Source organism: Limosilactobacillus reuteri, from assembly GCF_020785355.1.
In the GTDB taxonomy this organism is placed as follows: domain Bacteria; phylum Bacillota; class Bacilli; order Lactobacillales; family Lactobacillaceae; genus Limosilactobacillus; species Limosilactobacillus reuteri_I.
Window position 1 is genome coordinate 116,244 of record NZ_JAJGVH010000061.1, and the last position, 23,113, is coordinate 139,356.

The 23,113-nt window shown below is 39.2% G+C and carries 22 protein-coding genes; 3 read left to right on the top strand and 19 right to left on the bottom strand.

The genetic code is table 11. The features are described from left to right. Positions 1-113: 113 nt before the first annotated feature. The 7 genes from LMB56_RS02595 to trxB all read right to left on the bottom strand — a co-directional run bounded on the left by LMB56_RS02595 (position 114) and on the right by trxB (position 7,003). Positions 114-386: a hypothetical protein gene (locus tag LMB56_RS02595; RefSeq protein ID WP_003666419.1), complete on the bottom strand. Its 273-nt coding sequence runs from the start codon at positions 384-386 to the stop codon at positions 114-116. A 106-nt stretch (positions 387-492) separates the two neighbouring features. Then, on the bottom strand, positions 493-1,131 hold the full coding sequence (locus LMB56_RS02600) for a YfbR-like 5'-deoxynucleotidase (protein ID WP_003666416.1): 639 nt from the start codon (positions 1,129-1,131) through the stop codon (positions 493-495). 167 nt (positions 1,132-1,298) lie between these two features. Then, positions 1,299-3,023, bottom strand: a complete 1,725-nt coding sequence (locus LMB56_RS02605; RefSeq protein ID WP_229283641.1) for a phospho-sugar mutase — start codon at positions 3,021-3,023, stop codon at positions 1,299-1,301. Positions 3,024-3,112: 89 nt separating this feature from the next. Then, positions 3,113-3,619 (bottom strand): acyl-CoA thioesterase, encoded by a 507-nt coding sequence (locus LMB56_RS02610; protein ID WP_003670450.1) that lies wholly within the window; start codon positions 3,617-3,619, stop codon positions 3,113-3,115. A gap of 45 nt (positions 3,620-3,664) precedes the next feature. After that, on the bottom strand, positions 3,665-4,549 hold the full coding sequence (locus tag LMB56_RS02615) for an amino acid ABC transporter substrate-binding protein (protein ID WP_229283640.1): 885 nt from the start codon (positions 4,547-4,549) through the stop codon (positions 3,665-3,667). A gap of 258 nt (positions 4,550-4,807) precedes the next feature. Beyond that, positions 4,808-5,977, bottom strand: a complete 1,170-nt coding sequence (locus tag LMB56_RS02620; protein ID WP_229283639.1) for an ArgE/DapE family deacylase — start codon at positions 5,975-5,977, stop codon at positions 4,808-4,810. Between the two features lie 93 nt (positions 5,978-6,070). After that, positions 6,071-7,003 (bottom strand): thioredoxin-disulfide reductase, encoded by a 933-nt coding sequence (gene trxB / locus LMB56_RS02625; protein WP_229283638.1) that lies wholly within the window; start codon positions 7,001-7,003, stop codon positions 6,071-6,073. A 260-nt stretch (positions 7,004-7,263) separates the two neighbouring features. On the opposite strand from trxB, the gene LMB56_RS02630 reads away from it, so the two are divergent. The 3 genes from LMB56_RS02630 to LMB56_RS02640 are packed head-to-tail and all read left to right on the top strand — an operon-like array spanning position 7,264 to position 10,282. After that, a complete protein-coding gene (locus LMB56_RS02630) occupies positions 7,264-8,067 on the top strand; it encodes a (Fe-S)-binding protein (RefSeq protein ID WP_172616828.1) in 804 nt (267 codons plus the stop codon). Continuing rightward, a complete protein-coding gene (locus LMB56_RS02635; RefSeq protein WP_229283637.1) occupies positions 8,068-9,555 on the top strand; it encodes a LutB/LldF family L-lactate oxidation iron-sulfur protein in 1,488 nt (495 codons plus the stop codon). Next, positions 9,548-10,282, top strand: coding sequence for a LutC/YkgG family protein (locus LMB56_RS02640; protein WP_229283636.1), 735 nt, complete (start codon positions 9,548-9,550; stop codon positions 10,280-10,282). The genes LMB56_RS02635 and LMB56_RS02640 overlap by 8 nt, the downstream gene beginning before the upstream one ends. A 69-nt stretch (positions 10,283-10,351) precedes the next feature. Here the strand turns inward: LMB56_RS02640 and galU are convergent, their stop codons facing one another. The 12 genes from galU to LMB56_RS02700 all read right to left on the bottom strand — a co-directional run bounded on the left by galU (position 10,352) and on the right by LMB56_RS02700 (position 22,761). Then, positions 10,352-11,266, bottom strand: a complete 915-nt coding sequence (gene galU, locus LMB56_RS02645; RefSeq protein ID WP_003666398.1) for a UTP--glucose-1-phosphate uridylyltransferase GalU — start codon at positions 11,264-11,266, stop codon at positions 10,352-10,354. A 64-nt stretch (positions 11,267-11,330) separates the two neighbouring features. Then, entirely contained in the window at positions 11,331-12,347 is a 1,017-nt protein-coding gene (locus LMB56_RS02650; RefSeq protein WP_153702712.1) for an NAD(P)H-dependent glycerol-3-phosphate dehydrogenase, read from the bottom strand. A gap of 25 nt (positions 12,348-12,372) precedes the next feature. Continuing rightward, a complete protein-coding gene (gene lgt, locus LMB56_RS02655; RefSeq protein ID WP_153702170.1) occupies positions 12,373-13,200 on the bottom strand; it encodes a prolipoprotein diacylglyceryl transferase in 828 nt (275 codons plus the stop codon). Next, a complete protein-coding gene (gene hprK, locus LMB56_RS02660) occupies positions 13,201-14,163 on the bottom strand; it encodes an HPr(Ser) kinase/phosphatase (protein ID WP_003666394.1) in 963 nt (320 codons plus the stop codon). A gap of 14 nt (positions 14,164-14,177) precedes the next feature. After that, the gene (locus LMB56_RS02665) at positions 14,178-14,534 is read right to left on the bottom strand and encodes a phage holin family protein (protein WP_003670462.1); all 357 of its coding nucleotides are present in this window, start codon (positions 14,532-14,534) and stop codon (positions 14,178-14,180) included. Then, positions 14,534-14,869, bottom strand: coding sequence for a PspC domain-containing protein (locus LMB56_RS02670; protein ID WP_003676272.1), 336 nt, complete (start codon positions 14,867-14,869; stop codon positions 14,534-14,536). Before LMB56_RS02670 ends, LMB56_RS02665 begins: the two co-directional genes overlap by 1 nt. A 29-nt stretch (positions 14,870-14,898) precedes the next feature. Beyond that, positions 14,899-16,015 (bottom strand): peptide chain release factor 2 gene (gene prfB, locus LMB56_RS02675; RefSeq protein WP_172381005.1). Its coding sequence is split into 2 segments (ribosomal slippage): positions 14,899-15,942 and positions 15,944-16,015, totalling 1,116 coding nucleotides; the frame shifts between segments, so codons are not numbered across the junction. Between the two features lie 81 nt (positions 16,016-16,096). Beyond that, positions 16,097-18,460, bottom strand: a complete 2,364-nt coding sequence (gene secA / locus LMB56_RS02680) for a preprotein translocase subunit SecA (protein ID WP_153702714.1) — start codon at positions 18,458-18,460, stop codon at positions 16,097-16,099. A 211-nt stretch (positions 18,461-18,671) separates the two neighbouring features. Further along, positions 18,672-19,220, bottom strand: a complete 549-nt coding sequence (hpf, locus tag LMB56_RS02685; RefSeq protein ID WP_035155058.1) for a ribosome hibernation-promoting factor, HPF/YfiA family — start codon at positions 19,218-19,220, stop codon at positions 18,672-18,674. 131 nt (positions 19,221-19,351) lie between these two features. Next, positions 19,352-19,774 (bottom strand): ComF family protein, encoded by a 423-nt coding sequence (locus LMB56_RS02690; protein ID WP_229283635.1) that lies wholly within the window; start codon positions 19,772-19,774, stop codon positions 19,352-19,354. Positions 19,775-20,009: 235 nt separating this feature from the next. Beyond that, positions 20,010-21,344 (bottom strand): DEAD/DEAH box helicase, encoded by a 1,335-nt coding sequence (locus LMB56_RS02695; RefSeq protein ID WP_229282249.1) that lies wholly within the window; start codon positions 21,342-21,344, stop codon positions 20,010-20,012. A gap of 187 nt (positions 21,345-21,531) precedes the next feature. Then, a complete protein-coding gene (locus LMB56_RS02700; protein WP_229282092.1) occupies positions 21,532-22,761 on the bottom strand; it encodes an IS110 family RNA-guided transposase in 1,230 nt (409 codons plus the stop codon). Between the last annotated feature and the right edge of the window lie 352 nt (positions 22,762-23,113).

A 23,113-nucleotide genomic window follows, 5' to 3' on the forward strand; every position in this document is an offset into this window, starting at 1 on the left:
TTTATCACCCAAACATGTATTCGTCTATAAATTTACAGTAAAAAAGTGAGTAGAAAATAATCTCTCCAAACAAGACCATTTTCACTCACTTCTTAAAATATTTTATTTGTCATTTAACTATGCCGAAAGTAACCAAAGTAAAATTGTAAGCCCGCGGCAACAACATTAATCCAATTCAAACAAATAAACCATGGAACAAGATTAGCATTATCAAAATGAGTTACTCCATAAAATACGGAAAAACCACCGATAATCGCAATAAGATTAAGCCAAGCACAAAGGCGCCGCATTACAATGTCTCTTGGTCGACTCAATTCCCAGATAATATCAACGATTAACCATAATACTAAAATTGCAAATGTTCCTGCAAATAAACTTGGTGTCATCCTTGCCGCCTCCCTTTTACCTTGTTAGTTTTTACCTTCTACTTCTATTATAAGAAAGCGTTTGCAAAAATCAACTATTTGATAAAAGGAAGCCTAAAAGTATAAATTATTGTTGAATAATTTGGGTAGTAATAATCGCTAATTGGTTTTTCGCATTACCATCTGCATTATCTTTTAATAATTCTGGCAAAATCTTCTTAAGGAAATACTGGACACTAGCCATATCACGAAAATCCATAATTGCCGTCAAGCTCGACTTATAAATATCCATATAAACTGGTTCAGGATTACCTTTTTGAATCTCACCAAATGATTCATACATAAGATCAATCTTATCAGCAACTGCGAGGATTTTACCTTCTAAAGTATCATCTTTCCCTTCCGCAAATCGTCGTTCATAAGCAGCCCGGAACTCAGCCGGAATTTCAGATTGAATAAAGTTTTCTGTTAATGATTTATCAACCCGCGCCAACATTGAGCGCAATTCAGGGGTAGCATACTTTACCGGCGTTTTGATGTCACCAATAAAGCGCTCTGTATAGTCATGATTAAGAGCTTTTTCATATAAAGAACGCCAATCAATTTCATTTCCGGCTTGTTCTTCAATATCACCAAGCATTTGTGCTGCTTGCGTTACTTTAAATGAATGGGCAGCCACATTGTGTTCTTCAAATTTAAAATATCCTGGAGCACGGTTAATCATTTCGAGGTCACTTAAACTTTTCAGATATTCATGCATTCCCATGATGAATTCCTCCCAAAAAATAATTAATTTGTACAATCATACAATTTTTTGACGAAATTTCAAGAATGGTGAGGGAAAATTTAGTCTTATCGACATCCACAATATTAGATATAAAAACAGAGACTGTTGAAAAAAGCAAAGTTTTTTCAACAGTCTCTCAGTTATTATTATTCAGCAAACTCTTGTAAAGCTTTTTCAAAATCAGCTAATTTTTCATTTGCTTTATCTAAGGTATCAGCACTTGTACCAATGTAGAACTTAAGCTTTGGTTCAGTTCCCGATGGACGAATAGCAATCCAAGTATCATCATCAAGAATGTAACGTAATACATTTGATTCTGGGATACCTAATTCACTTACTTCGCCATCAGCTGTAGTTTTAGTCCCATTAGCGAAGTCTTCAGTAACTACTACTTGATGACCGGCAAAATGAGTTGGGGCTTCTTCTCTGAATTTCTTCATTAAAGCCTTAATCTTAGCTGGGCCATCAACACCAGCATAAGTATTAGCAATTGTCTTTTCGCGGAAGTAGCCGTACTTCTTAAATAATTCTTGTAAGCCATCGTAAAGAGTCATGTTACGACTACGGTAATAAGCGGCAACCTCAGCAAGTAACGTTAAGGATTGGATAGCATCCTTGTCACGAACAAATGGCTTAATAAGGTAACCATAGCTTTCTTCAAAACCGAACATAAAGGTATGATCAGCTTTGCCAGTTTCATATTGATGAATTTGATCAGCAATCCACTTGAAACCAGTTAAAACATTGATCATCTCAACGCCGTAGCTTTCTGCAATCTTAGCAGCGAAGTTAGTAGAAACAATTGATTTTACCGCAGCAGCATTCTTTGGTAAGGTTCCTGCTTGTTTATGCGCCTCAAGAATGTAGGCAAGCATGATAGAAGCAATTTGATTACCAGTTAGCAATTGATATTCACCATCTGGTTGACGAACTGCACATCCAAGCCGGTCAGCATCAGGGTCCGTGGCGATCAACACATCTGCACCAACCTTTTTACCAAGGGCGATGGAACGAACAAATGCTTCTGGGAATTCTGGATTAGGATGTTCTAAGCCAGGGAAGTCACCATTCGGTTGTGCTTCAGTTGGTTCCATTTCATAATTTGTAAAGCCAGCTTGACGCAGTGCTCGTTCACCAAGCATTCGGCCAGTTCCACATAATGGGGTAAAGACAAACTTCATATCTTTACCGTATTCCTTAGCTAATTCGGGATTAACAGTTACGCCCTTAGCATTAGCGAGGTATGCAGCATCAACATCTTCACCCATGATTGTTTCCAAACCATTGTCAAGCATTTCTTGTTCATCAGCTAAAGCAATGTCAAAAATATCATCAATCTTACGGATGTAACCTGTCATCATGTCAGATTCTTTAGGTGGCATCTGTCCGCCATCTTCACCGTAAATCTTGTAACCATTGTATTCCTTAGGGTTATGACTAGCGGTAATCATGATCCCTGCATAAGTTCCCATGTGACGAACTGCAAATGACAGTTCAGGCGTTGGGCGTAAATTATCATAGATGTAAACCTTAATTCCATGAGCACCTAATACACGAGCAGCATCATGAGCAAATTTACGGGAGTTGTGCCGAGAATCGTAACCAATAGCGACTCCTCGTTTTTTAATATCGTCACCCAATGAATCCATTAAAGTTGCCAAACCTTCAGTTGCTTGACGGACGGTGTAAACATTCATCCGGTTAATTCCTGGGCCCATCAGTCCCCGCATTCCTGCAGTTCCGAATGATAGTGGACCGTAAAAGGCATCTTCAATTTCTTTATCGTCGCTCATTGCAGCTAATTCTTGCTTTAAGTCTGATTCAAGATCTGTTCGTTCTTGCCAAACCTTATAAGTATCTTTCCAGCTCACAATAATGTCTCCTTTATGTCATACTCTGCTTTTTAGTATACCGCATAAAATGTTATCTGTCGCTTTTTACTTAAGCTTTTACTAAAGTTTTACCACGGCTTGGAAATTGAAATATGAGGCAGAAATTCTTGCTGTTTTTGCCGTTGAATTTGACGTTGCTTAACACGTTGAGAATATGTTGCCATTAACGTCTTTTGCTCTTCAGTTTCTGGAATTAATTTATTAAATGCCGTTTGTTTTTCAGGATCAAGAATTACAAAAGTCATAAAACAATAAAAGCCGAGGAAACGTTCACCGGTCATCAAGTGCTCACCAATTACTTTTGTAAACACTTCAATTGATCGCTTCCCAAAGCCGGTAACGTATGCCTCCATACACATTGAATCTTGAAGGTCAAATGGTCGCAGAAATTGGATCTCATCCATTGACACTGTTGCAACTGTTGTCCGAGCTACTCGCATTGCTGCTACCGAGGCTTGACCATCAATCAATTCCAAAATTCGTCCTCCGTATACTGTCCCGTGTTCGTTTAAATCTGAATTACGAATCCGATGAATTGACACCGCTAATGTATCATTACATTTGATTGCACCCATTAAAAAACCTCCTTAGTCCTTGTTATATTAAATTTTAGCAAATCATTAACGATTATTGTTGGATTTTTGAAATTCAGCAACCGGTCCCAGATAATTACTATCAATTCCTAGCCATTTTTTATTAATCCGTCGTAAGGTACCATCCTTTTGAAGAACCCCAAGAGCGTAGTTAATTTTCTTAATAAGCTTCCGGTCCCCCTTCCTCATTCCAATCGCAACCCGATCTGCAGGATAAGCAGATGCTGAAATCAATTTATAATTATTATTATTTGCAATGTGGGTCGCATAATAGCCGGCATAGACAGTGCCGGCAAGTACTCCTTGTGTACGGCCTGCTTGCAGATCCATGAAAGCACTCGAGTTATCTTGATAAAGAATTGGCTTTTGTCCTTTAACTAGTTTCTTCAATACTTGGGGATATTTGTCAAAATCTGTTTGGGCGGTTGAGCTTTCTTGAATACCCAACGTCTTTCCTTTCATATCCGCGAAATTTTTAATTTTACTATCTTTTCGCACCACCAATGATTGGCCAGATAGCTCATAAACTCTGCTAAATGCAATTCGTTTTTGTCGGGATGGAGTAGCTGTATAACCGTTCCAAATACAATCAATTGTGCCATTTTTTAATTCGGTTTCCTTCATTGACCAATCAATTGACTGAAAATCAGCTTTTAATCCTAAAACTTTCGCAACTGCGCGAGATAAATCAACATCATAACCAACCAATTGACCGTTCTTTTTTCGAAAATCCATCGGAACAAAGGTATCATCAACCCCAATAAGTAATGTTCCCCGCTTCTTTATTCTTTCCCACGTATCTGTGTGGTTCGCCCGGTAATTCTCATTTTGAATCTTAAAGCCACTTGCAAAAACAATTAAAGGTAAAAGCAATATTAAAACTAATCCGAAATTAATTATCTTTTTCTTCATACGTATCTTCTCCTTTATCAAAAAACGCCCTCTGAAGAATAAATCTTCAAAGGACGTATTTAGTATGCGTGGTGCCACCTTTTTTCACAGCTACCTCACAGCAACTGCCTCATTAAGTTCAGTCATTTGCGACGAAACTCTTTGTGATAACGGGTAACTCCCGGATTCTTCTTTCAGTCAAAAAATCTTTACTTCCAGGTGTGATTCATTAGCATAAAAGCTCCTTTTCCACCAGCCGGAGTCTCTGCACGGTCATGCTTAACTACTAGCCTGTTCATCGTCTTTAGTATTATTCAAATATTGTTTAGCAATTTCAACATAAGCTTGCTGAGCCGTTAAATAATCATCAAGTGCAATACGTTCATCAATTTGGTGTGATAACTTTTCAATCCCTGGTCCGTATTCAATTATTGGAAAGTTATGATTGTCTAAAACATAGCGGGATGCATCCGTTGCCCCATGAGAAATCACTACATTCGGTTGCCTGCCGCTAACCTTTTTAATTGCCGTTTGAGCAAGGGCAATGAAGCGATCTTGCTTATTTGTAACCACTGGCATAAAACTAGCAACTATCTTTAGTTTTAATTCAACCCCTGTCTCCTTGTTTAACTCATCAATGATTGATTGTAGTCTTTTTCCTGTTTCCCGATTATCACATTCTGGAATCGTGCGAACATTCCCCTTCAAATATGCGTAATCAGGAATTGAATTTAACTGCTCTCCACCATGAAAGACAGTCACACTATGAATTAATTTTCCTAGGGTGGGACTTACTGCTGCATCGTCAAATGCCCGTGATTCTTTATTGATAAATTTCACTAGATTTGTAACAGCATTAATTCCCAATTCTGGCTGCGAACTATGAGCCAATTTTCCATAAGACTCAACAATATAATCAAAGGAGCCACAGTGAGCATATTCAATTTGGCCAGTAGTTGCTTCCCCAATTACCATCGCATCAACATCATGAACGTACCCTTTATCAGTCATTTCAAGAGAACCTTGACCACCAACTTCTTCATCAACAGTGGCAATCAAGCGAACTTTCCCATGTTTTGGCAAACCTGCTTCTTTAAGCTCAATTAAAGCACCCACCATGGCTGCCAACCCGGACTTCATATCAACTGCACCCCGACCATAGATTTTACCGTCTACTAATTGTCCAGCAAATGGTGGATATGTCCATTTTTGGAAATCACCTGCAGCTACCGTATCTAAGTGTCCAGAAAGAGCGAGTACCGGTCCCTTTTCATCCCCAATCTCCGCAATTAAATTGGTGCGGTTGGGTGCAAAAGGAACTAATTCACAGGAAATATGATGATCTTCTAAGGTCCTTTTAATATAACTTGCTTCGTCCTTTTCATTACCATTTACTGTATCAATCTGAATTAACTTCTGTAATAGTTTTATTTTTTCATCATTTTCCAATGGTAATCGCCCTCCTTTTCTAACTAAATTTTAATCAAAACTATACCACTAAACAAAAAAAGATGCTAGAGCTTTTCTCTAACACCTTTTTTATTAATCCATCGATTTAATGTATTGATAAACTTGCTGGCCAGCAATTGCACCATCACCAACAGCGGTTGCAACCTGTCGTAATGGTGTTTCACGAACGTCCCCAATGGCAAAAATTCCCGGTACTGCTGTCCGCATTCGTTCATCAGTCTTTACCCAGCCTTGATCATCTAGAATATCTAAATTCTTAAAAGGAGCGGTCATTGGGAAATTGCCAACATAAATGAAGACACCATCTGCAGCCATTTCACCATCTTCACCAGTCTTATTATTATGAGTTTTAACACCTGTTACTTTAATATCATCCCCAACAATTTCAGTCACACTAGTGTTGTAAATAAACTCAATTTTATCATTATTCATCGCTTCTGCTTGAATAATTGGTTCAGCCCGGAGCTCATCACGACGAACAAGCACTGTTACTTTGGAAGCTAATTGCGTTAAGTAAACTCCTTCTTCAACGGCTGCATCACCACCGCCAACGACGATAAGATGCTTTTCCTTAAAGAAGGCTCCATCACAAACTGCACAGTATGAAACACCGCGGCCACCAAATTCTTCTTCTCCAGGGACATTGAGGTGCCGCTGATCAGATCCAGTCGCAATTACAACCGCCTTTGCAGTATATGTTTCATCCATGTCAGTAGTGATCTTCTTTAAGTCACCATCAAGTTCTACTTTGGTTACTGTTCCATAAGCATATTCTGCGCCAAATTGAGTTGCACCTTCATACATTTGTTGGGCAAGTTCAGGACCCTTAACACTCTTGAATCCTGTGTAATTTTCAATTTCAGCAGTATTATTCAAGTTTCCGCCGTAAATTCCACGATCAAGCATCAAGACAGATAGGTTTGCACGTGATGCATACATTGCTGCGGTCATTCCACCTGGACCGGCACCAATAATTACAACATCATATTGCTTACTTTCAGCCATTTCTCTCTTCCTCCTCGAACAATTTTTACTATCCATATCATACCGACTTTGAATCTTTTTGTCTATCATTTTGCTTACTTTTTATCAGTGATATTCCTTATCAAACTATAACTAATATTATGATTTTATATATTATTTTGAAGCAATTAAATCGTTTTCAATCCTAATCTTATCACATTTGCGTTATACTTATTATGATAAGCAATTATATTTTTTTGATTTTTAAGGAGGCGAAGTGCATCCAACTAATGCACGCATGTATGAAAGTCTGTATTTTTTCTACTTGTATAGTTGACCTGCTTTATCCAGATGTTGGAAAGGCAACGGTTGAACTTCTCCAACGTTTTGGCTGCGAAACATTTTTCCCTGATAAACAAATCTGCTGCGGGCAACCAACCTATAATAGCGGTTATGATCGCGAAACAATCGCTACATTTAAAAATCAGCTCGATGCCCTTTTAAGTATTGACGCCGATTATATTGTTGGGCCTTCCGGATCATGTGTTGCCATGCTTCATGAATACAAGAACATTTTCAAAGATGATCCAGAGTATTCGAAGAAAGCACAAATTCTTTATGATAAATCTTTTGAACTAACGCAATTTATTTACCGGGTTCTCGGTATTCTTGATTGCGGTGCAGAACTAGATGATACGGCAACCTTTCACCGTTCTTGCCACATGACTCGTCTTCTTGGTGAACGCACGGCACCAATCGTTCTTCTTGAACACGTCAAGGGACTCGAACTCATCCCCCTTCATAACATTCAATTATGTTGTGGCTTTGGTGGAACATTTTCTGCTAAAGAACCCCTTCTCTCTGAAGCGATGGTCGATGATAAAGCAAATAATGTTTTGAAGACGAAAGCACATATTCTTATTGCTTGTGAGCAAACATGTTTAATGAATATTGGTGGCCGAATTAACCGTCGCCGTGATGGCTCTCACATTACGATTATGCACATTGCTGAGGTCCTTAATCATAACGTTGATACTAGCCGAATCACTTATGTCAAAGATACGGATCATGTAATGGTACCAGCAAACGGAAACGGGGTGTTTTAGATGGGAATAGCAACAAGCGATAAGCCTTTTACGGAACGAATCAAGGACGCGGAAGCCGATAAATTTATGCGGGCATCGGTTGCTAAAGCACAAGACGCTCAATTCCAAAAACGGACAGAAGCGCGCCGCCAGTTAGGTCATTGGGAAGGTTGGCGTGATCTCTCTGCCGAAATTCGTCAACATGTTATTAAGCACCTTCCAGATTACTTGGAAGAATTCAGTGACAACGTTCAAAAAAATGGTGGTCATGTTTTCTTTGCCAAGGATGGTGACGAAGCAAGTGCCTTTATTAAACAATTAGCAATCAAGAAAAACGTTCACCATGTTGTTAAATCTAAGTCAATGGTGACTACTGAAATTGGATTGGATAAAGAATTGCTCACTATCCCTGGCCTTTCATTAATGGAAACCGATTTAGCCGAGTTTATTTTACAGGAAGATAACTGGGATGAACCAACTCATATTGTTTTCCCTACATTGCATAAAAACCGCAACCAAATTCAAAAAGTTTTTGAAAAACTCGGTTATGATGGTGATAACGACCCTGAACACATGGCAAGGTTTGTCCGCCACTATCTCCGCAATTACTTTATGCAAGCTGATTTTGGCATTACTGGCTGTAATTTTGCGATTGCTGATAACGGGATGATTAACCTGGTCACAAACGAAGGAAATGCTGATATAAGCATGGCAATTCCTAAAACCCAGGTTGTAGTCATGGGGATGGAACGAATTGTACCAAGCTTAAAAGAAGCAGAAGTCCTCGACAATGTTTTATGTCGAAGTGCAGTTGGTCAAAAACTAACTAGTTACTGTACTTTCTCAAAAGGTAAAGAAGCGGATGAAGCAGATGGACCAGATGATTTCTATGTTGTAATAGTCGATAATGGTCGTTCTAAGATGCTTAACGCTGACTTTGAACCAATGCTCCAATGTATTCGTTGTGGTTCTTGCTTAAACGTTTGCCCCATCTACCGGCAAGTCGGGGGAAAGGGCTATGGATCGATTTATCCAGGACCAATGGGTGAAGTTCTTTCCCCGATTTTAGGCGGTTATCAAGAATTCAAGGAATTGCCATATGCATGTAGTCTATGTGCTGCTTGTACAGAAACTTGTCCTGTTAAAATTCCCCTTCATGAGTTAATTCGTCATCACCGTTATGTAGAAATGGATGAGCTTCATTTAGATCATAGTCCTTCGAATGCTCTTTTGAAAGCAGTTGGTAAAGGGACCAGCTCCCCTACGCTTTTTAATGATGCAATGCGATTTGCTCATATTGCTCTTGAGCCATTTGGCAAGAAGACAACTCCTGAAGACATTAAGAACCTTTATCCAGATGGTAAAATTAACCACCTTCCCGCAATTGCTCCTAAACTAGCTCATGGCTGGGTAGACGTTCGTGATCTCGCTGTTCCGCCGAAGTATCATCAAAATTTCCGTCATTGGTACCACCATTATGAAGAAGAGGAGGAACAGGGAAATGACTGATTACTTACAAGAAGCAAACACTGCTAAGAATCAAGAAGACTTCTTAAATCGAATTGCAAAGGCTGCCAACCGCCCACGTCATACGCTTGCTGAGGACCCATTTGTCCCCGTTAATGACCTTCCAGAAACTACCCTCGCTGGAAAAAGTCAGGATGAACTTCTTGAACTCGCGCGCAAAAATAGTGAAGAAGTTCATGTTGATTTCCATGTTGTTAAATCAGCCGATCTTGGCCACACTCTCAATGATTTTATCCAAGAAAAAAAGATAAAAAGTTTAATGCTCCCCTCCTTTGATGAAGAGAAGTGGCAAGATTATTCATTGGGGAAATGGCAGGATAATTTGCGAGTAGATCCTATTTACTATTGGGAGCCCGAATTTGGACGGCAAAACATTGTAAATGCAAATAACAGTGATGGGGCAATTGGTTTTGCGGACTTTCTATTAGCCGAGTCAGGGACCGTAACAGTTGCAACCTACCCACAACAAGGACGGATGTTTCATTTTCTTCCAACCCATTATCTAGCTATTGTGCCAAAAAGCAAAATTCTACCACGTTCACGGCAAGCAATGGATTATTATCAAAAAGCAATTCAGGATGGTAGTTTACAAACATCAAACATCAACTTTATTACCGGCCCATCCAATTCTGGTGATATTGAAATGGTGTTAATCGTTGGGGTTCACGGTCCACTTGATATGGAATACGTAGTTGTCGAAGATATGTAAAAAATAAACCTTCAAGATCTCGATAGCAAATCTTGAAGGTTTATTTTTGTTAAAAGGCTAATGCTAGTCTTACTTCTTAGAATTATTTTGCTTATCTTCAGCAGCAAGCTTTGCGCCTAATTCCTTAATGTATTCACGCAATTCTTCTTTAACTTGTGGGTGTTCCAAACCATATTCAATGTTTGTCTTAACCCAGCCAAACTTATTACCAACATCGTAACGGTCACCCTTGTATTCACGAGCGAATACCCGTTGAGTTTGGTTCAAAGTATCAATTGCATCAGTTAATTGGATTTCGCCGCCCTTACCTGGCTTAGTCTTTGCCAATACGTCAAAGATTTCTGGAGTAAAGACATACCGACCAATAATTGCTAAATCACTTGGGGCATCTTTAGGAGCTGGCTTTTCAACGAAGCTAGTTACGTTATAGAGACCTGGCGTAACTTCCTTGCTAGGATTAATTACACCATACTTTGCAGTATCTTCATGTGGAACCCGCATAACTGCAAGAGTAGATGCGCCAGTTTGGTTATAACTTTCAATCAATTGCTTTGTTAAAGCTTCATTCTTGTTGTTAATGTTATTAAGGTCATCCCCAAGCATAACAACAAACGGTTCATCCCCGATAAAATCACGAGCAGTTAAAACAGCGTCCCCTAAACCACGAGGATGTGATTGACGAATGAAGTAAATATTAACATCGGTTGTTTCCTCAACCATCTTTAACATCTCATCCTTGTGCTTTGAACGGAGATTATCTTCCAACTCTGGATTAGAGTCAAAATGGTCTTCGATAGACCGCTTATTCTTTCCGTCAACAACAACAATATCTTCAATTCCTGATTTGCGCGCTTCTTCAACGATAAATTGAATTGTTGGCTTATCAACAATTGGTAACATTTCCTTTGCCAATGCCTTGGTTGCAGGAAGAAAACGAGTTCCTAAACCGGCAGCAGGAATAATGGCTTTTCTAACACGTTTCATACTTATAAAACCCTTTCCATGTTTCAATTTCTCTCAATATCCATCCTCTAGCATTTTACCATATTTATTCGTTTTCTGAAGTAAGATCTCGGTCCATTAATTGAGAAATTGCAGTTTTAATATCTTCGCCTTCATACAAAACACGGTAAAGAGCTTCGGTAATTGGCATCTGTACTTGCCGTTTACGACTTAATTCATAAGCGGCTTTAGTAGTATAGACACCTTCGATAACCATTCCCATATTGTCAATTACATCTTGAAGCTTTTTTCCTTGCCCCAATTGATAGCCTGCACGCCAGTTTCGAGAATTTTTACTGGTAGCAGTAACAACAAGGTCACCCACACCAGAAAGACCAATAAAAGTCATTGGGTTGGCCCCAAAAGCAACTCCCAGACGACGAATTTCTGCAAGCCCACGAGTAATCAAAGCTGCCCGAGCATTATCATGGTAGCCAAGGCCCTGGATAGCTCCAGCGCCAATTGCAATAATATTCTTTAAGGCTGCTCCAAATTCCGCACCAATCACATCGTCATTAGTGTAAACACGGAAATAAGAATTACTAAATAGCTTCTGTGCCTTTTTAGCACTGGCCAGATCCTCACAAGCAGCGGTTACAGCTGTCATATCTTTAATTGCCACATCTTCAGCATGACTCGGACCTGATAGAACAACAATTGCCTGACGATTTTCAGGAGAAATATCTTCGCTAAGCATTTCTGATGGCCGCTTATATGTATTTTGTTCTAGACCTTTTGTTGCGTGAATAATTAACGGTTTTTGATGTAATTCTGTCAAAATTGCATTTAATTGTTTAGCAACTTCACGAAGACCCTTTGTTGGAATTACAATCAGTATCACACTGGCACCCTTAACAGCTTCTTTCATGTCCGTTGTTGCTGCTAATTTAGTAGAATAAACAAAATCTTTCATATAGCGAGGATTTGTATGTTCAGTATTTAATTGCTTAACTTGTTCCTCATTACGAGACCATAATGTTACATCGTGGCCATTTTCTGTAAGCATGTTTGCTAAAACGCTGCCCCACGAACCAGCACCTAAAACAGCAATTTTTTCTGCCATAATTTTTTCTCCTTCTCTAATTCAATTAATTTTTGTTTATTCCGTTATAATACCACGGAATATTTTTATGACGTCGAATTATTAGTATTACTAATGCGCTGACAAAAAACACTATCGAAAGTAATTGTGAAATGCGGATATTTCCGAGCATTAAACTATCGGTCCGCATTCCTTCAATAAAGAAGCGTCCAAATGCATACCACATTACATAGGTTAAGAAAATTTCACCACGACGAAATAGATGTTTGCGATGGCGAAGTAACATTAATAATGCAAAGCCAGTTAAATCCCATAATGACTCGTATAAGAACGTTGGAATTCGATAGTGACCACCGATATACATTTGGTTTATTATCCAATTCGGAATATGCTGAGCCATTAAATGCGCCCGTGTCGTAATATCACCAAATGCCTCTTGATTCATAAAGTTACCCCAACGGCCAATTCCTTGAGCCATAATAAGGGTTGGGGCAATGATGTCCATCATCAGCCAACTAGATAAATGGCGGTAATGGCAAAAGACAAGTAAAACAATAAAGCCTCCTAAAATCGCTCCATATATTGCAATTCCACCATCCCAGATAGCAATAATCTCACTTGGATGCTGGGAGTAGTAGCTCCACTGAAATACTACATAGTAAATTCGCGCGCAAATTATCGCAATCGGGAGCGCCCATAAAAGATAATCATAAAAATCATCTTCAGGAATTCCCTCTCGCTTTCCTTCACGAACAGCTAACAAAAGAGCCAAAACTACCCCGCTAGCAATAATGACGCCATACCAGTGGATAGTAAACGGACCACCTTGGAAAGCAATTGGGTTTAAAGCGGCTTTTATTCCTGGATTAATCATCTAGTTTGCCGACCCCTTGTTATTTTTACTATCACGTTCTGAATTTTGCTTAATCAACTGGTTAAGGTTTCGATCAAATGTTTCAGTCGCATCATAGCCCATTGTCTCGGCCCGATAATTCATTGCGGCTGATTCAATAATAATCGCTAAATTACGACCAGTTTTAACCGGGACAGAAACTTTAGGCACAATAACGCCTTGAATTGTTTGAGTATCTCCACGGTCACCAAGACGATCAAACTGTACATCCGGAGTCCACGTTTCAAGGTGAACAATTAAACTAATTTGATCAGAAGGCATAATTGCCCCTGTTCCATAGAGAGTAGAGACATCAATGATTCCAATTCCACGAATTTCCATTAAGTGTTTTAAAATTTGCGGAGCAGTCCCTACCAAAGTCTGCTCGTCACGAGCGTAAACTTCTACCCGATCATCAGCAATCAGTCGGTGTCCACGACGCACAAGTTCCAACGCGGTCTCACTCTTACCAACTCCCGAATCACCAGTAATGAGTACTCCAACCCCACTTATATCAACTAATACACCGTGGAGAGACTTTCGTGGTGCCAAACGTTCAAGCAAGTAAGAAGTCATGTTACTTAATATTTGGGAAGAGGTTAAATGCGTTCCTAAGATTGGAATTTTCGCATCTTCAGCCGCCTTCTTTAGCTCCTTAGGAATTGGCAGATTAGTTGAGATAACAAAACATGGTGTTTGTGGCATACACATTTTTGTCATGTACTCCTCACGTTGCTCATGAGTTAAGTCTTTAGCAAATGAGGTTTCCGTGATTCCTAACAATTGAATCCGTGCTGCTGGATAATGCTTGAAATACCCCGCGAATTCAAGAGCTGGCCGTGAAATATCACTGGTTGTTATCTTACGTTGGAGGTAGTCTTCTCCTTGTAAGACTTTTAACCGGACCTTATCAACTAATTCTTGCACCGTTACATTGTTTGGCATTTTTCTCCACTCCTTTACAATCTATCCTCGTGACTTGTGATAACTGCATTGAAAATTGCCATAATAATCGCAATCAACATTGCAGAACCAAATGACGAAAAATGAAAGTTTGCCGACCCGACAAGCATCGATGTTAGTTGTAGCATAATTCCATTAATTACAACACTAAAAAGGCCCAGGGTCAAAATATTAATCGGTAACGATAAAATTACTAAAATTGGCTTAATAGCAACGTTCAAAATTGCTAAAACAAAGCTTGCCAATGGTGCAATCCAAGCACTTGTGATATAAAACATCCCTGTTCCGGCAAATAAACCAGCAAGGGCAATAAAAAGGATTGTATCAATCAATACTCGTTTCCAAAATTCCATTATGATCTTCCATTTCTTTTAATGTCTTTTTCCTCGACATTCGTTAAAGTCCGCCGAGAACGTTGGTGAGGCTGTTGAGATGTTTTTTGTGATTCACTGAAGGACTTTAGGAATCCTAGTAAATCGGGATTTTGCGGATCAGCAGGCATTATTATTACCAAAATAATATAGATAATAATACCTGGAACAAAGCCAGTAAAAATAGTCAGTAAGACATATAAAATACGTAAAATATTTGGCTGAATCTTAAAGTACTGGCCAATTCCGCCAAATACACCAGCTATCATTCGATCTGATCCCGAGCGAGTTAATCTTTTATGTTGACTTTCGCGCACTTTACTCACTTCCTTCCAAACTAAATAACTTATTGAGGATTCTTTTGACTAAGTTTCCACTGGAGGAAAGCATCAATAAATGGATCAAGGTCCCCGTCCATTACAGCTTGCCCATTATGGGTTTCATAACCCGTTCGATTATCCTTGACTAGGGTGTATGGGTGAAAAACATATGAACGAATTTGAGAACCCCAACCAATATCAAGTTGTTCACCCTCAATTTCCGCCCGTTTTTTAGCTTTCTTTTCTTCTTCCAGTTCATACAACTTTGATTTTAACATATTCATTGCAGTCACTCGGTTTTGGAGTTGGGATCGTTCAGCTTGAGAAGAGGTTACAATCCCGGTTGGAATATGCGTAATCCGAACAGCAGATTCTGTTTTGTTAATATGTTGACCACCAGCACCACTAGACCTGAAAGTATCAACTCGTAAATCTGATGGATCAATATCAACTTCAACACTATCATCTAACTCTGGCATTACATCAACCGAAGCAAAGGATGTATGACGCCGACCAGCCGCATCAAATGGGGAAATACGAACAAGCCGATGGACTCCCTTTTCACTACGAAGATAACCAAACGCATTATGCCCTTTAATTAGCAGCGTAACACTCTTAATACCAGCTTCATCACCGGCTTCATAACTTGCTGTTTCAACAGAGAAGCCATGCTGTTCACCCCAACGCACATACATCCGTAGAAGCATTTCACCCCAATCTTGGGCTTCAGTGCCGCCCGCTCCGGGATGAATTTCTAAGATAGCATTTTTAGCGTCGTATTCCCCATCAAGAAGTTGGGTCAACCGATACTGTTCTAAGGCCTTTTGTGTATTTGTAAATGATGCTTCGAAATCTTTTTGTAAATCATCGTCCGGTTCGACCGCGAGTAATTCAAGCGACGTTTCAAGATCGCTAATCTGATCACGTAAATTCACAAAAGTATCCCGTTTTTCTTTTAAAATATTATTTTCCGCAATGACCTTCTGTGCCTGCTCATTATCATTCCAAAAGTCTGGTTGAGCCATTTCCTGTTCAATTTCTGCAATACGCTCATCTAGTGCATCTAAGTCAAAGAGACCTCCCGAAGTGCGTAACTTCTTTTTGCATTGATTCTACTTGTTTTTTTGCTTCATTTAATTCCACAATCGAACCTCCGTTATACAACAATACGGCAGCGGTACCGCCATGGGTTACCTTACTGCCGTACCTAGTAGTAATTAACAATTAACGTGTTACATTTTGCCGAATTTCTGACTTCATAAAGAGTCGAGTAGTTTCGTACTCAATATCAGCAATCATTTGTTCAAACATGTGATAACCAGCAGTTTGGTATTCAACCAATGGATTTAATTGTCCATATCCACGTAATCCAACTGACTGCCGGAATTGATCCATGATGTCAATATGATCAGTCCAGTGTGAGTCAACTACCCGCAAAATAACAACCTTTTCAAATTCAAGCATTTGTGCTGGATCATAAAGTTGTTTTTGCTTTTCCTTATAAACTCCCTGGGCAAATGTCATCAAGTAATCTACCATTTCTTGAGGTGATTTACCTTCCAGATCCTTAACTGTGATGGTATCAGGCTTGATTAAGACTTCTTCTGCAAAGTCAACAATTCCTTGTAAATCCCAATCCTTCTTGTCACCAAGGGTATGTTGATCAACTTCACGCTGGATTGTCCGTCTAAACATTGGCATAAGAACCCACTTCAGCGACTTATCTTCAGTGATAATTTGTTGCCGCTCTTTATAGATGATTTCACGCTGTTCACGCATAACATCATCATATTGAAGAACGTTCTTTCGTGAATCGTAGTTGTTACCTTCAACCCGCTTTTGAGCTGATTCAACCTGGTGAGTTAAGAACCGACTTTTAATGACGGCATCTTCATCATTAACTTTCATCCGGTCCAAGAAGGCCTTGATCCGGTCCCCACCAAACCGCTTCATCAAATCATCTTCAAGCGACAGGTAGAATTGTGATAGACCAGGATCACCTTGCCGTCCAGAACGTCCACGAAGCTGATTATCAATCCGCCGTGATTCATGTCGTTCAGTACCAATAACTGCAAGTCCGCCAATTTCACGAACGCCAGGGCCTAACTTAATATCTGTCCCCCGTCCTGCCATGTTGGTAGCGATAGTTACTGCACCTTTTTGACCGGCATTTTTAACAATTTCCGCTTCCTTGGCGTGATTTTTAGCGTTTAAAACAACATGCGGAATATTCTCTTTATCAAGAAGTTGAGACAAGTATTCAGAAGTTTCAACGGCAACCGTTCCAACTAAGATAGGTTGTCCTTTGGCATGAAGTTTCTTAATCCGATCGACAACAGCTGCAAACTTACTTTGTAATGTTGGGTAAAGCAAGTCAGGCTCATCTTTTCGCTGAACTGGACGGTTAGTTGGAATAGTAATAGTTTCCATGTTGTAAATTTCACGGAATTCTTCTTGTTCAGTTTTAGCAGTACCAGTCATCCCCGCCAGTTTGTTATACATCCGGAATAAGTTCTGGTATGTAATGTTAGCCATTGTCTTGTTTTCTTCTTGAATCTCTACGCCTTCTTTGGCTTCAATAGCTTGGTGAAGACCATCAGAGAAACGTCGACCTTCCATTACACGTCCAGTAAAGGAATCAACAATTAACACTTCACCATCTTGAACCACATAATCCTTATCCAAAAGCATGATGTAGTTAGCACGCAACGCCTGATCCAAGTGGTGGGTCAGCGCAGTATTTTCTGGATCATATAAGTTCTTTAAGTTAAAGTATTTTTCAGCCTTTTTAATTCCTTCATCAGTTAACGAAACCGTCTTTGATTCAAGATCAATCTTGTAATCAACATCTTTCTTTAACTGCTTAACAAACCGATCAGTCTGTTTATACAACTTAGAAGTTCCCGTTCCTGGGCCTGAAATGATTAATGGTGTCCGCGCTTCATCAATTAAAATTGAATCCACTTCATCAACTAAAGCATAGTTTAAACCACGTTGGACTTGGTCTTCTTTGTAAACAGCCATGTTATCACGAAGATAATCAAATCCAATTTCACTATTGGTGGAATACATAATGTCAGCTTTATATGCTTCTCGTTTTTGATCAGGGCTCATTTCTGAGTTGTTAATACCAACAGAGCATCCAAGCCAATTATAAAGCTGTCCCATTTCGGTAGCATCACGCTTTGACAAGTATTCATTAACAGTAATAACATGAACACCTTTTCCCGAGATTGCATTAAGGTAAACCGGCATTGTGGCAGTTAATGTCTTACCTTCACCAGTCCGCATTTCTGCAATATTACCTTCGTGGAGAACAATTCCCCCCATGATTTGGACATGGAATGGGTAAAGCCCTAGGACTCGCTTAGCCCCTTCACGAGAAACTGCGAATGCTTCTGGTAACATATGATCCAAAGATTCACCTTTTTTATAACGTTCCCGGAATTCATCAGTTTTGGCCTGAAGTTGTTCATCAGTCAGTTCAGACATCTGTTTAGCATAACTTTCGACTTTATTTGCTATTTTGTTAATTCGCCGTAATTCACGACGATCGCTTTCAATCCATTTTTTTAGAATATTGGCCATAAAAGCGTCCTTCCTACTTTCTGGCTTAAGTCCAAAATCAATAAAAAAGTACTACTCAAGCCAATTATATTTTTTACTCTAACCATAATATTTTACCACGTTCATGGTATAAATAAAAATTATTAGTATGGATATTACTAAGTGGCTATAAATTATAAGACATAAAAAGCGCCAATGATTTCTCATCCGCGCTCTTCATATTTGGCATTGACTATTCAGCTTCAATCAAGCCATAACGACCATCATTACGACGGTAAACAATGCTTGTACCATTAGTTTCAGCATCTTGGAAGATAAAGAAATTGTGTCCAAGCATATCCATTTGAAGGACAGCTTCTTCAGGATCCATTGGCTTTAATGAAACTTGCTTTGTCCGTACAATCTTTAATTCATCATCTTGTTCAGCTGATTCATCATTATCAGATGAGATGAATTCAAAGTTCTTTAAGCCCTTTTCACGTGACTTACGGTTAACCTTCGTCTTGTACTTCCGGATTTGCCGTTCGAGCTTATCTGTAACTAAGTCAATACTTCCGTACATATCATTAGAAGTTTCTTCTGCCCGTAACGTTAGGTATGGAAGTGGAATTGTTACTTCAACCTTGTACGTCCGGTTTGGATAAACTTTTAAGTTCACGTGGGCGGTAGCTTCAACGCTATCTTCAAAGAACTTTTGAAGCTTACTGATCCGTTTTACAACGTAATCACGAATTGACTCAGTAACTTCGACATTTTCACCACGAATATTGAACTTTAACATTGTACTTCTCTCCTTTCAGCCAAGCAATTGCTTGATCTGATATCAGAAGGACCACTCTTCTCATATCCTATTTTTATTATAGATTAGTTTGTGTTAATTAACAAATTTTATTAATACATTTTAAGAAGAATTTAACGTGCTAGTGAAACGCTACCAATCTCTTTACAACCTGCTTGCTTAAAAAGGTTTGCCGCATGATACAGTGTCCTTCCTGTAGTGTAAACATCATCAACTAAAAGAACCTTTTTATTAATTACTTTTTCTGGTGCATCAAGTATGAATGGCTGTTTAGTTGCAAGTCGTTCTTCCTTTGTCTTACTTGATTGTGCCACTTTTGAACTTATCTTAGTTCGTAAGATCGCTTGGTAAGGCACTTCTCGTAATAGACCAATAACCTGATTAAAGCCACGCGTTTGCATCGTTGTCGACGTTACTGGAATCGGGACAATTAAATCTGCTTTCCGTTCATTAACTACTTTGCTAAATTCACGCTGAAATACCACTCGTAAACGGTAATCGCCATTAAATTTATAACGTTGCATATATTCTTTCATCGCCTCGTTATATCGATATAATCCTCGATGATGCAAGTACCAACCATAAAGTTTCTTCCAAGTCTGACAGTCTGCACATAAGGAACTATTTTTACCAGTATTGTTTCTACCACATCCTGCGCACCCGTGATCATTCCAGTGTACAAAACTTTCCTTACATTTAGTGCAGACTACTGGCGTGATAATTTCGCGAAAGCTAAAAATATCTTTCAAAGTTAACTGGAAAGATATCCTTTTATTGCACAAAAGACACTCCATCTATCAACCTTTGTCCTTTCCGGTTCAAGTACTTCACCTGAGAAACAGCTTGATTAACTTGTCGACAATTACAATTGATCCAAAAAATAACCCGCCCAGTTGGTCGACTTTGCGCGCGTCCAGCTCGGCCAGCAATTTGCACTAATGCGGATGAAGAAAAGACTGGATCATCGGCACCCAAAACATAGACATCAATTTCTGGAAAAGTGACTCCCCGTTCAAGAATAGAAGTCGTAACTAAAAAGTCGTAATCACCATCACGCATTTTTTGGACTTTTTCTAATCGTTCTGGATCACTTGCATGAACAGTAGCAAAGCGGAAAGTTGTAAAAGAATGCCGTAATGCAGCTTCAACCAATGCTAGATCTGCAATATGAGGAATAAATAGCAAAAAGCGATGGCCTTCCTTTAGCGTTTCCTGCAACTGTTGAATAACTTGCGGGGGTAATTGCTGGCGTTCTAAACGTCGCCGCCATCCAAAAGCTAGCCTAACTTTTATTTGTGGAAGTAAATGCCCATGATAACGAAGAGGCAAATAATTAACAACTAATCGTTTACTTTTGATTTCTCGCAGCAAAGCATCACCTGGAGTCGCAGTTAAGTAAAGACACCCTCCGTTCTTTTTTATTGCTTGCTTAGTCGCATATAATAACGAAGCATTAGCAGCATACGGAAAGGCATCTACTTCATCAATAATTAAATTATCAAAAGCATGATAGAAACGAAGCAATTGATGGGTTGTGCAAATAGTCAGTTGGGCATAATGATAAGGTAATTCTTGTCGACCATGCAAAAGAGCAATATCACAATTAGCAAAGGCAGCTTTTAAACGGGGAAATAATTCTAAACAAACATCTACTCGTGGAGAAGCTATTCCAATTCTCTCACCACGTTCAATAGCTGCCGCAATGCCCGCAAACATCATCTCAGTCTTTCCAGCCCCTGTAACTGCCCACAATAATTGCTGGACATGATCAGCCATTCCCCGGGAAATTTTTTCTGAAGCTTGTTGTTGAAGAGGCGATAATTTCCCTTTCCAGGTTAGTATCGGTTCGGTAACCGTAAATTGATTTGGCTCTGGAACATGATAAAATTTATTTAACGTTGAAACACGTCCAAGATTAATGCAATGTGGACAATAGAACTCACCTCGTGGCAAAGCACCCAACGATTTTTCTGTGACATGATTGCAGCGATAGCACCTAATACTAGCAGCGTCAATCCTGATCGTTGGCAGTTCTTGAATCTCCGCTTGTATCACCTCATGACGCGGAACTAATACGCGCCGTCCATAATAATTGTCTAGATCCATTATTCACCTCCTACTTTATATATACGTAAATTAATCAAAATCGCACGAAGTCATGTGGTAATAAGTCAAGATAAAATTATCACTGACAAACTTGTTTTGACCAGATTTTTGACGCACTTAAATAAGCCTTGATCCCAAGGTGTTTTAAAAGCTAAGCGTCGAGAATCAGTTTATCTTCCTATACCAATTACCTCTTTTCCTGATAGATTTGATGATTTTTGAGTAGGAAGAAAATCACCCTAATAAGTTTACGTGCGGTAAGGACGAGAGCGCGTTTTGATGGGGTATGCTTTACTTCTTGATATTTACGCCGATAATATTCACCAAAAACTGGATCTTGGATTCTAACTCTGTTGGCAGCTTCAACCAAATAGTATCTAAGATAAGCATTACCAGTTCTCTTGAGCGGAGTATTATCACTAGCGTAAGCTCCGGACTGCTTTTCTCGCCAGGAAAGCCCAGCATATTTAGCCAATTTAGCTTCATTATCAAATCGTTCGATTTGACCAATTTCAGCTAAAATACCAGCAGCGTATACTGGTCCAATTCCGGGAATGGAGCGCAAAATCTGTTCTTCATCAGTTACTTGAACTACTTTCTCAATTGCTTTGTCGAGGTCTTTAATCATCTTCTGAAAAGCTTTAATTTCCTCGGCATAAACGGAGAGAACTGTATCAACTGAATTAGCAATTACTTTGTCTAAACGATAAGAAGCACGAACTGCCTTTTGAATTATTTTCGCCAAGGCTTCAGGGTTCGCGAAGCGACCCCGGCCGTGTTCATTCAGATAATCGGCTAAATCAGTAATCGAAAGATTAAGTAAGTCATCAGTAGTCATATCTTCAGTTAGCAGACTCATCATCGTTGAACCAAAGATAGAAGTATTCAGTTCATCAGAAATTACTAATTTATTGAGCTTGTAGTATAGGTTCTCAATAAAGTGTTGCTTAGCCCGAGCTAAGCTTTGAACAAGCTCATATCGGGAACGCGTTAAGCGTTGCAGGGCAATGTAGTTCTCTTGACGAACAATCCCTACTGAATAGCGTCCAACACGTAGGAAGTCAGCAATGTAAAAAGCGTCGATTTGATCATTTTTATCTTCAGCGAAGACATCATGATAGCGCTTAGTTTTCTTAGGATCGATAACCACGGATTGTGTATTGAACTTTTTAAGGTCCGAGTCTTCTTGGAAAAACATTGCTGGGTGAAAGCTGTAAATGGAAGTGGCTTCCATGCCAATCACAACTTGGTCGAGATGATTTGAATTCGCCGTATCGATAATCATGTTTTTTAATTCTGTTGCGCCTTTCAAATCATTAACAAAGTTACCATGGAAAACAACTTCAGTTGTTTCTTCAGAAATCATTGAAGTTACTAAATCTTTTGAGCTAACGTCAATACCGACAAAAAGTTTCATTGGAATGGCCTCCTTTCATTAAAATTTACTGGTCTTAATCTGATCACTGCATGATAGCCCCTAATTACAATCACTAAAAACATCCTCGCAAGTATCAGTATTCATTGGTTAGAGAGTTAAAGCTGCACCTAATCCTACTCTGAATTAGTAAACTATCTAATCGATACAGCATGTGAGTTCGAAAATCAGTAGATTGGCTGGGCGGCAGACTTCATAAGTAGTTAAAAACTACAGGAGGTATTAACCTATACCAGTTGACCAAAGCCAATGATAATTAGAGGTTATCATGCGGTGACCAGAAAACAAGTTGTAATGTAGCAAAATCCGTAAGGATATATTTATAGAATACGAG

What these genes read in the sequence shown, in the direction of transcription:
- LMB56_RS02640 (WP_229283636.1), top strand. Translation starts at nt 9,548, where the DNA reads ATGACTGATTACTTACAAGAAGCAAACACTGCTAAGAATCAAGAAGAC.
- LMB56_RS02615 (WP_229283640.1), bottom strand. Translation starts at nt 4,549, where the DNA reads ATGAAGAAAAAGATAATTAATTTCGGATTAGTTTTAATATTGCTTTTA.
- secA (WP_153702714.1), bottom strand. Translation starts at nt 18,460, where the DNA reads ATGGCCAATATTCTAAAAAAATGGATTGAAAGCGATCGTCGTGAATTA.
- LMB56_RS02610 (WP_003670450.1), bottom strand. Translation starts at nt 3,619, where the DNA reads ATGGGTGCAATCAAATGTAATGATACATTAGCGGTGTCAATTCATCGG.
- hpf (WP_035155058.1), bottom strand. Translation starts at nt 19,220, where the DNA reads ATGTTAAAGTTCAATATTCGTGGTGAAAATGTCGAAGTTACTGAGTCA.
- LMB56_RS02665 (WP_003670462.1), bottom strand. Translation starts at nt 14,534, where the DNA reads ATGGAATTTTGGAAACGAGTATTGATTGATACAATCCTTTTTATTGCC.
- galU (WP_003666398.1), bottom strand. Translation starts at nt 11,266, where the DNA reads ATGAAACGTGTTAGAAAAGCCATTATTCCTGCTGCCGGTTTAGGAACT.
- LMB56_RS02700 (WP_229282092.1), bottom strand. Translation starts at nt 22,761, where the DNA reads ATGAAACTTTTTGTCGGTATTGACGTTAGCTCAAAAGATTTAGTAACT.
- LMB56_RS02630 (WP_172616828.1), top strand. Translation starts at nt 7,264, where the DNA reads ATGAAAGTCTGTATTTTTTCTACTTGTATAGTTGACCTGCTTTATCCA.
- LMB56_RS02650 (WP_153702712.1), bottom strand. Translation starts at nt 12,347, where the DNA reads ATGGCAGAAAAAATTGCTGTTTTAGGTGCTGGTTCGTGGGGCAGCGTT.
- LMB56_RS02695 (WP_229282249.1), bottom strand. Translation starts at nt 21,344, where the DNA reads ATGGATCTAGACAATTATTATGGACGGCGCGTATTAGTTCCGCGTCAT.
- trxB (WP_229283638.1), bottom strand. Translation starts at nt 7,003, where the DNA reads ATGGCTGAAAGTAAGCAATATGATGTTGTAATTATTGGTGCCGGTCCA.
- LMB56_RS02600 (WP_003666416.1), bottom strand. Translation starts at nt 1,131, where the DNA reads ATGGGAATGCATGAATATCTGAAAAGTTTAAGTGACCTCGAAATGATT.
- LMB56_RS02595 (WP_003666419.1), bottom strand. Translation starts at nt 386, where the DNA reads ATGACACCAAGTTTATTTGCAGGAACATTTGCAATTTTAGTATTATGG.
- LMB56_RS02635 (WP_229283637.1), top strand. Translation starts at nt 8,068, where the DNA reads ATGGGAATAGCAACAAGCGATAAGCCTTTTACGGAACGAATCAAGGAC.
- LMB56_RS02690 (WP_229283635.1), bottom strand. Translation starts at nt 19,774, where the DNA reads ATGAAAGAATATATGCAACGTTATAAATTTAATGGCGATTACCGTTTA.
- lgt (WP_153702170.1), bottom strand. Translation starts at nt 13,200, where the DNA reads ATGATTAATCCAGGAATAAAAGCCGCTTTAAACCCAATTGCTTTCCAA.
- hprK (WP_003666394.1), bottom strand. Translation starts at nt 14,163, where the DNA reads ATGCCAAACAATGTAACGGTGCAAGAATTAGTTGATAAGGTCCGGTTA.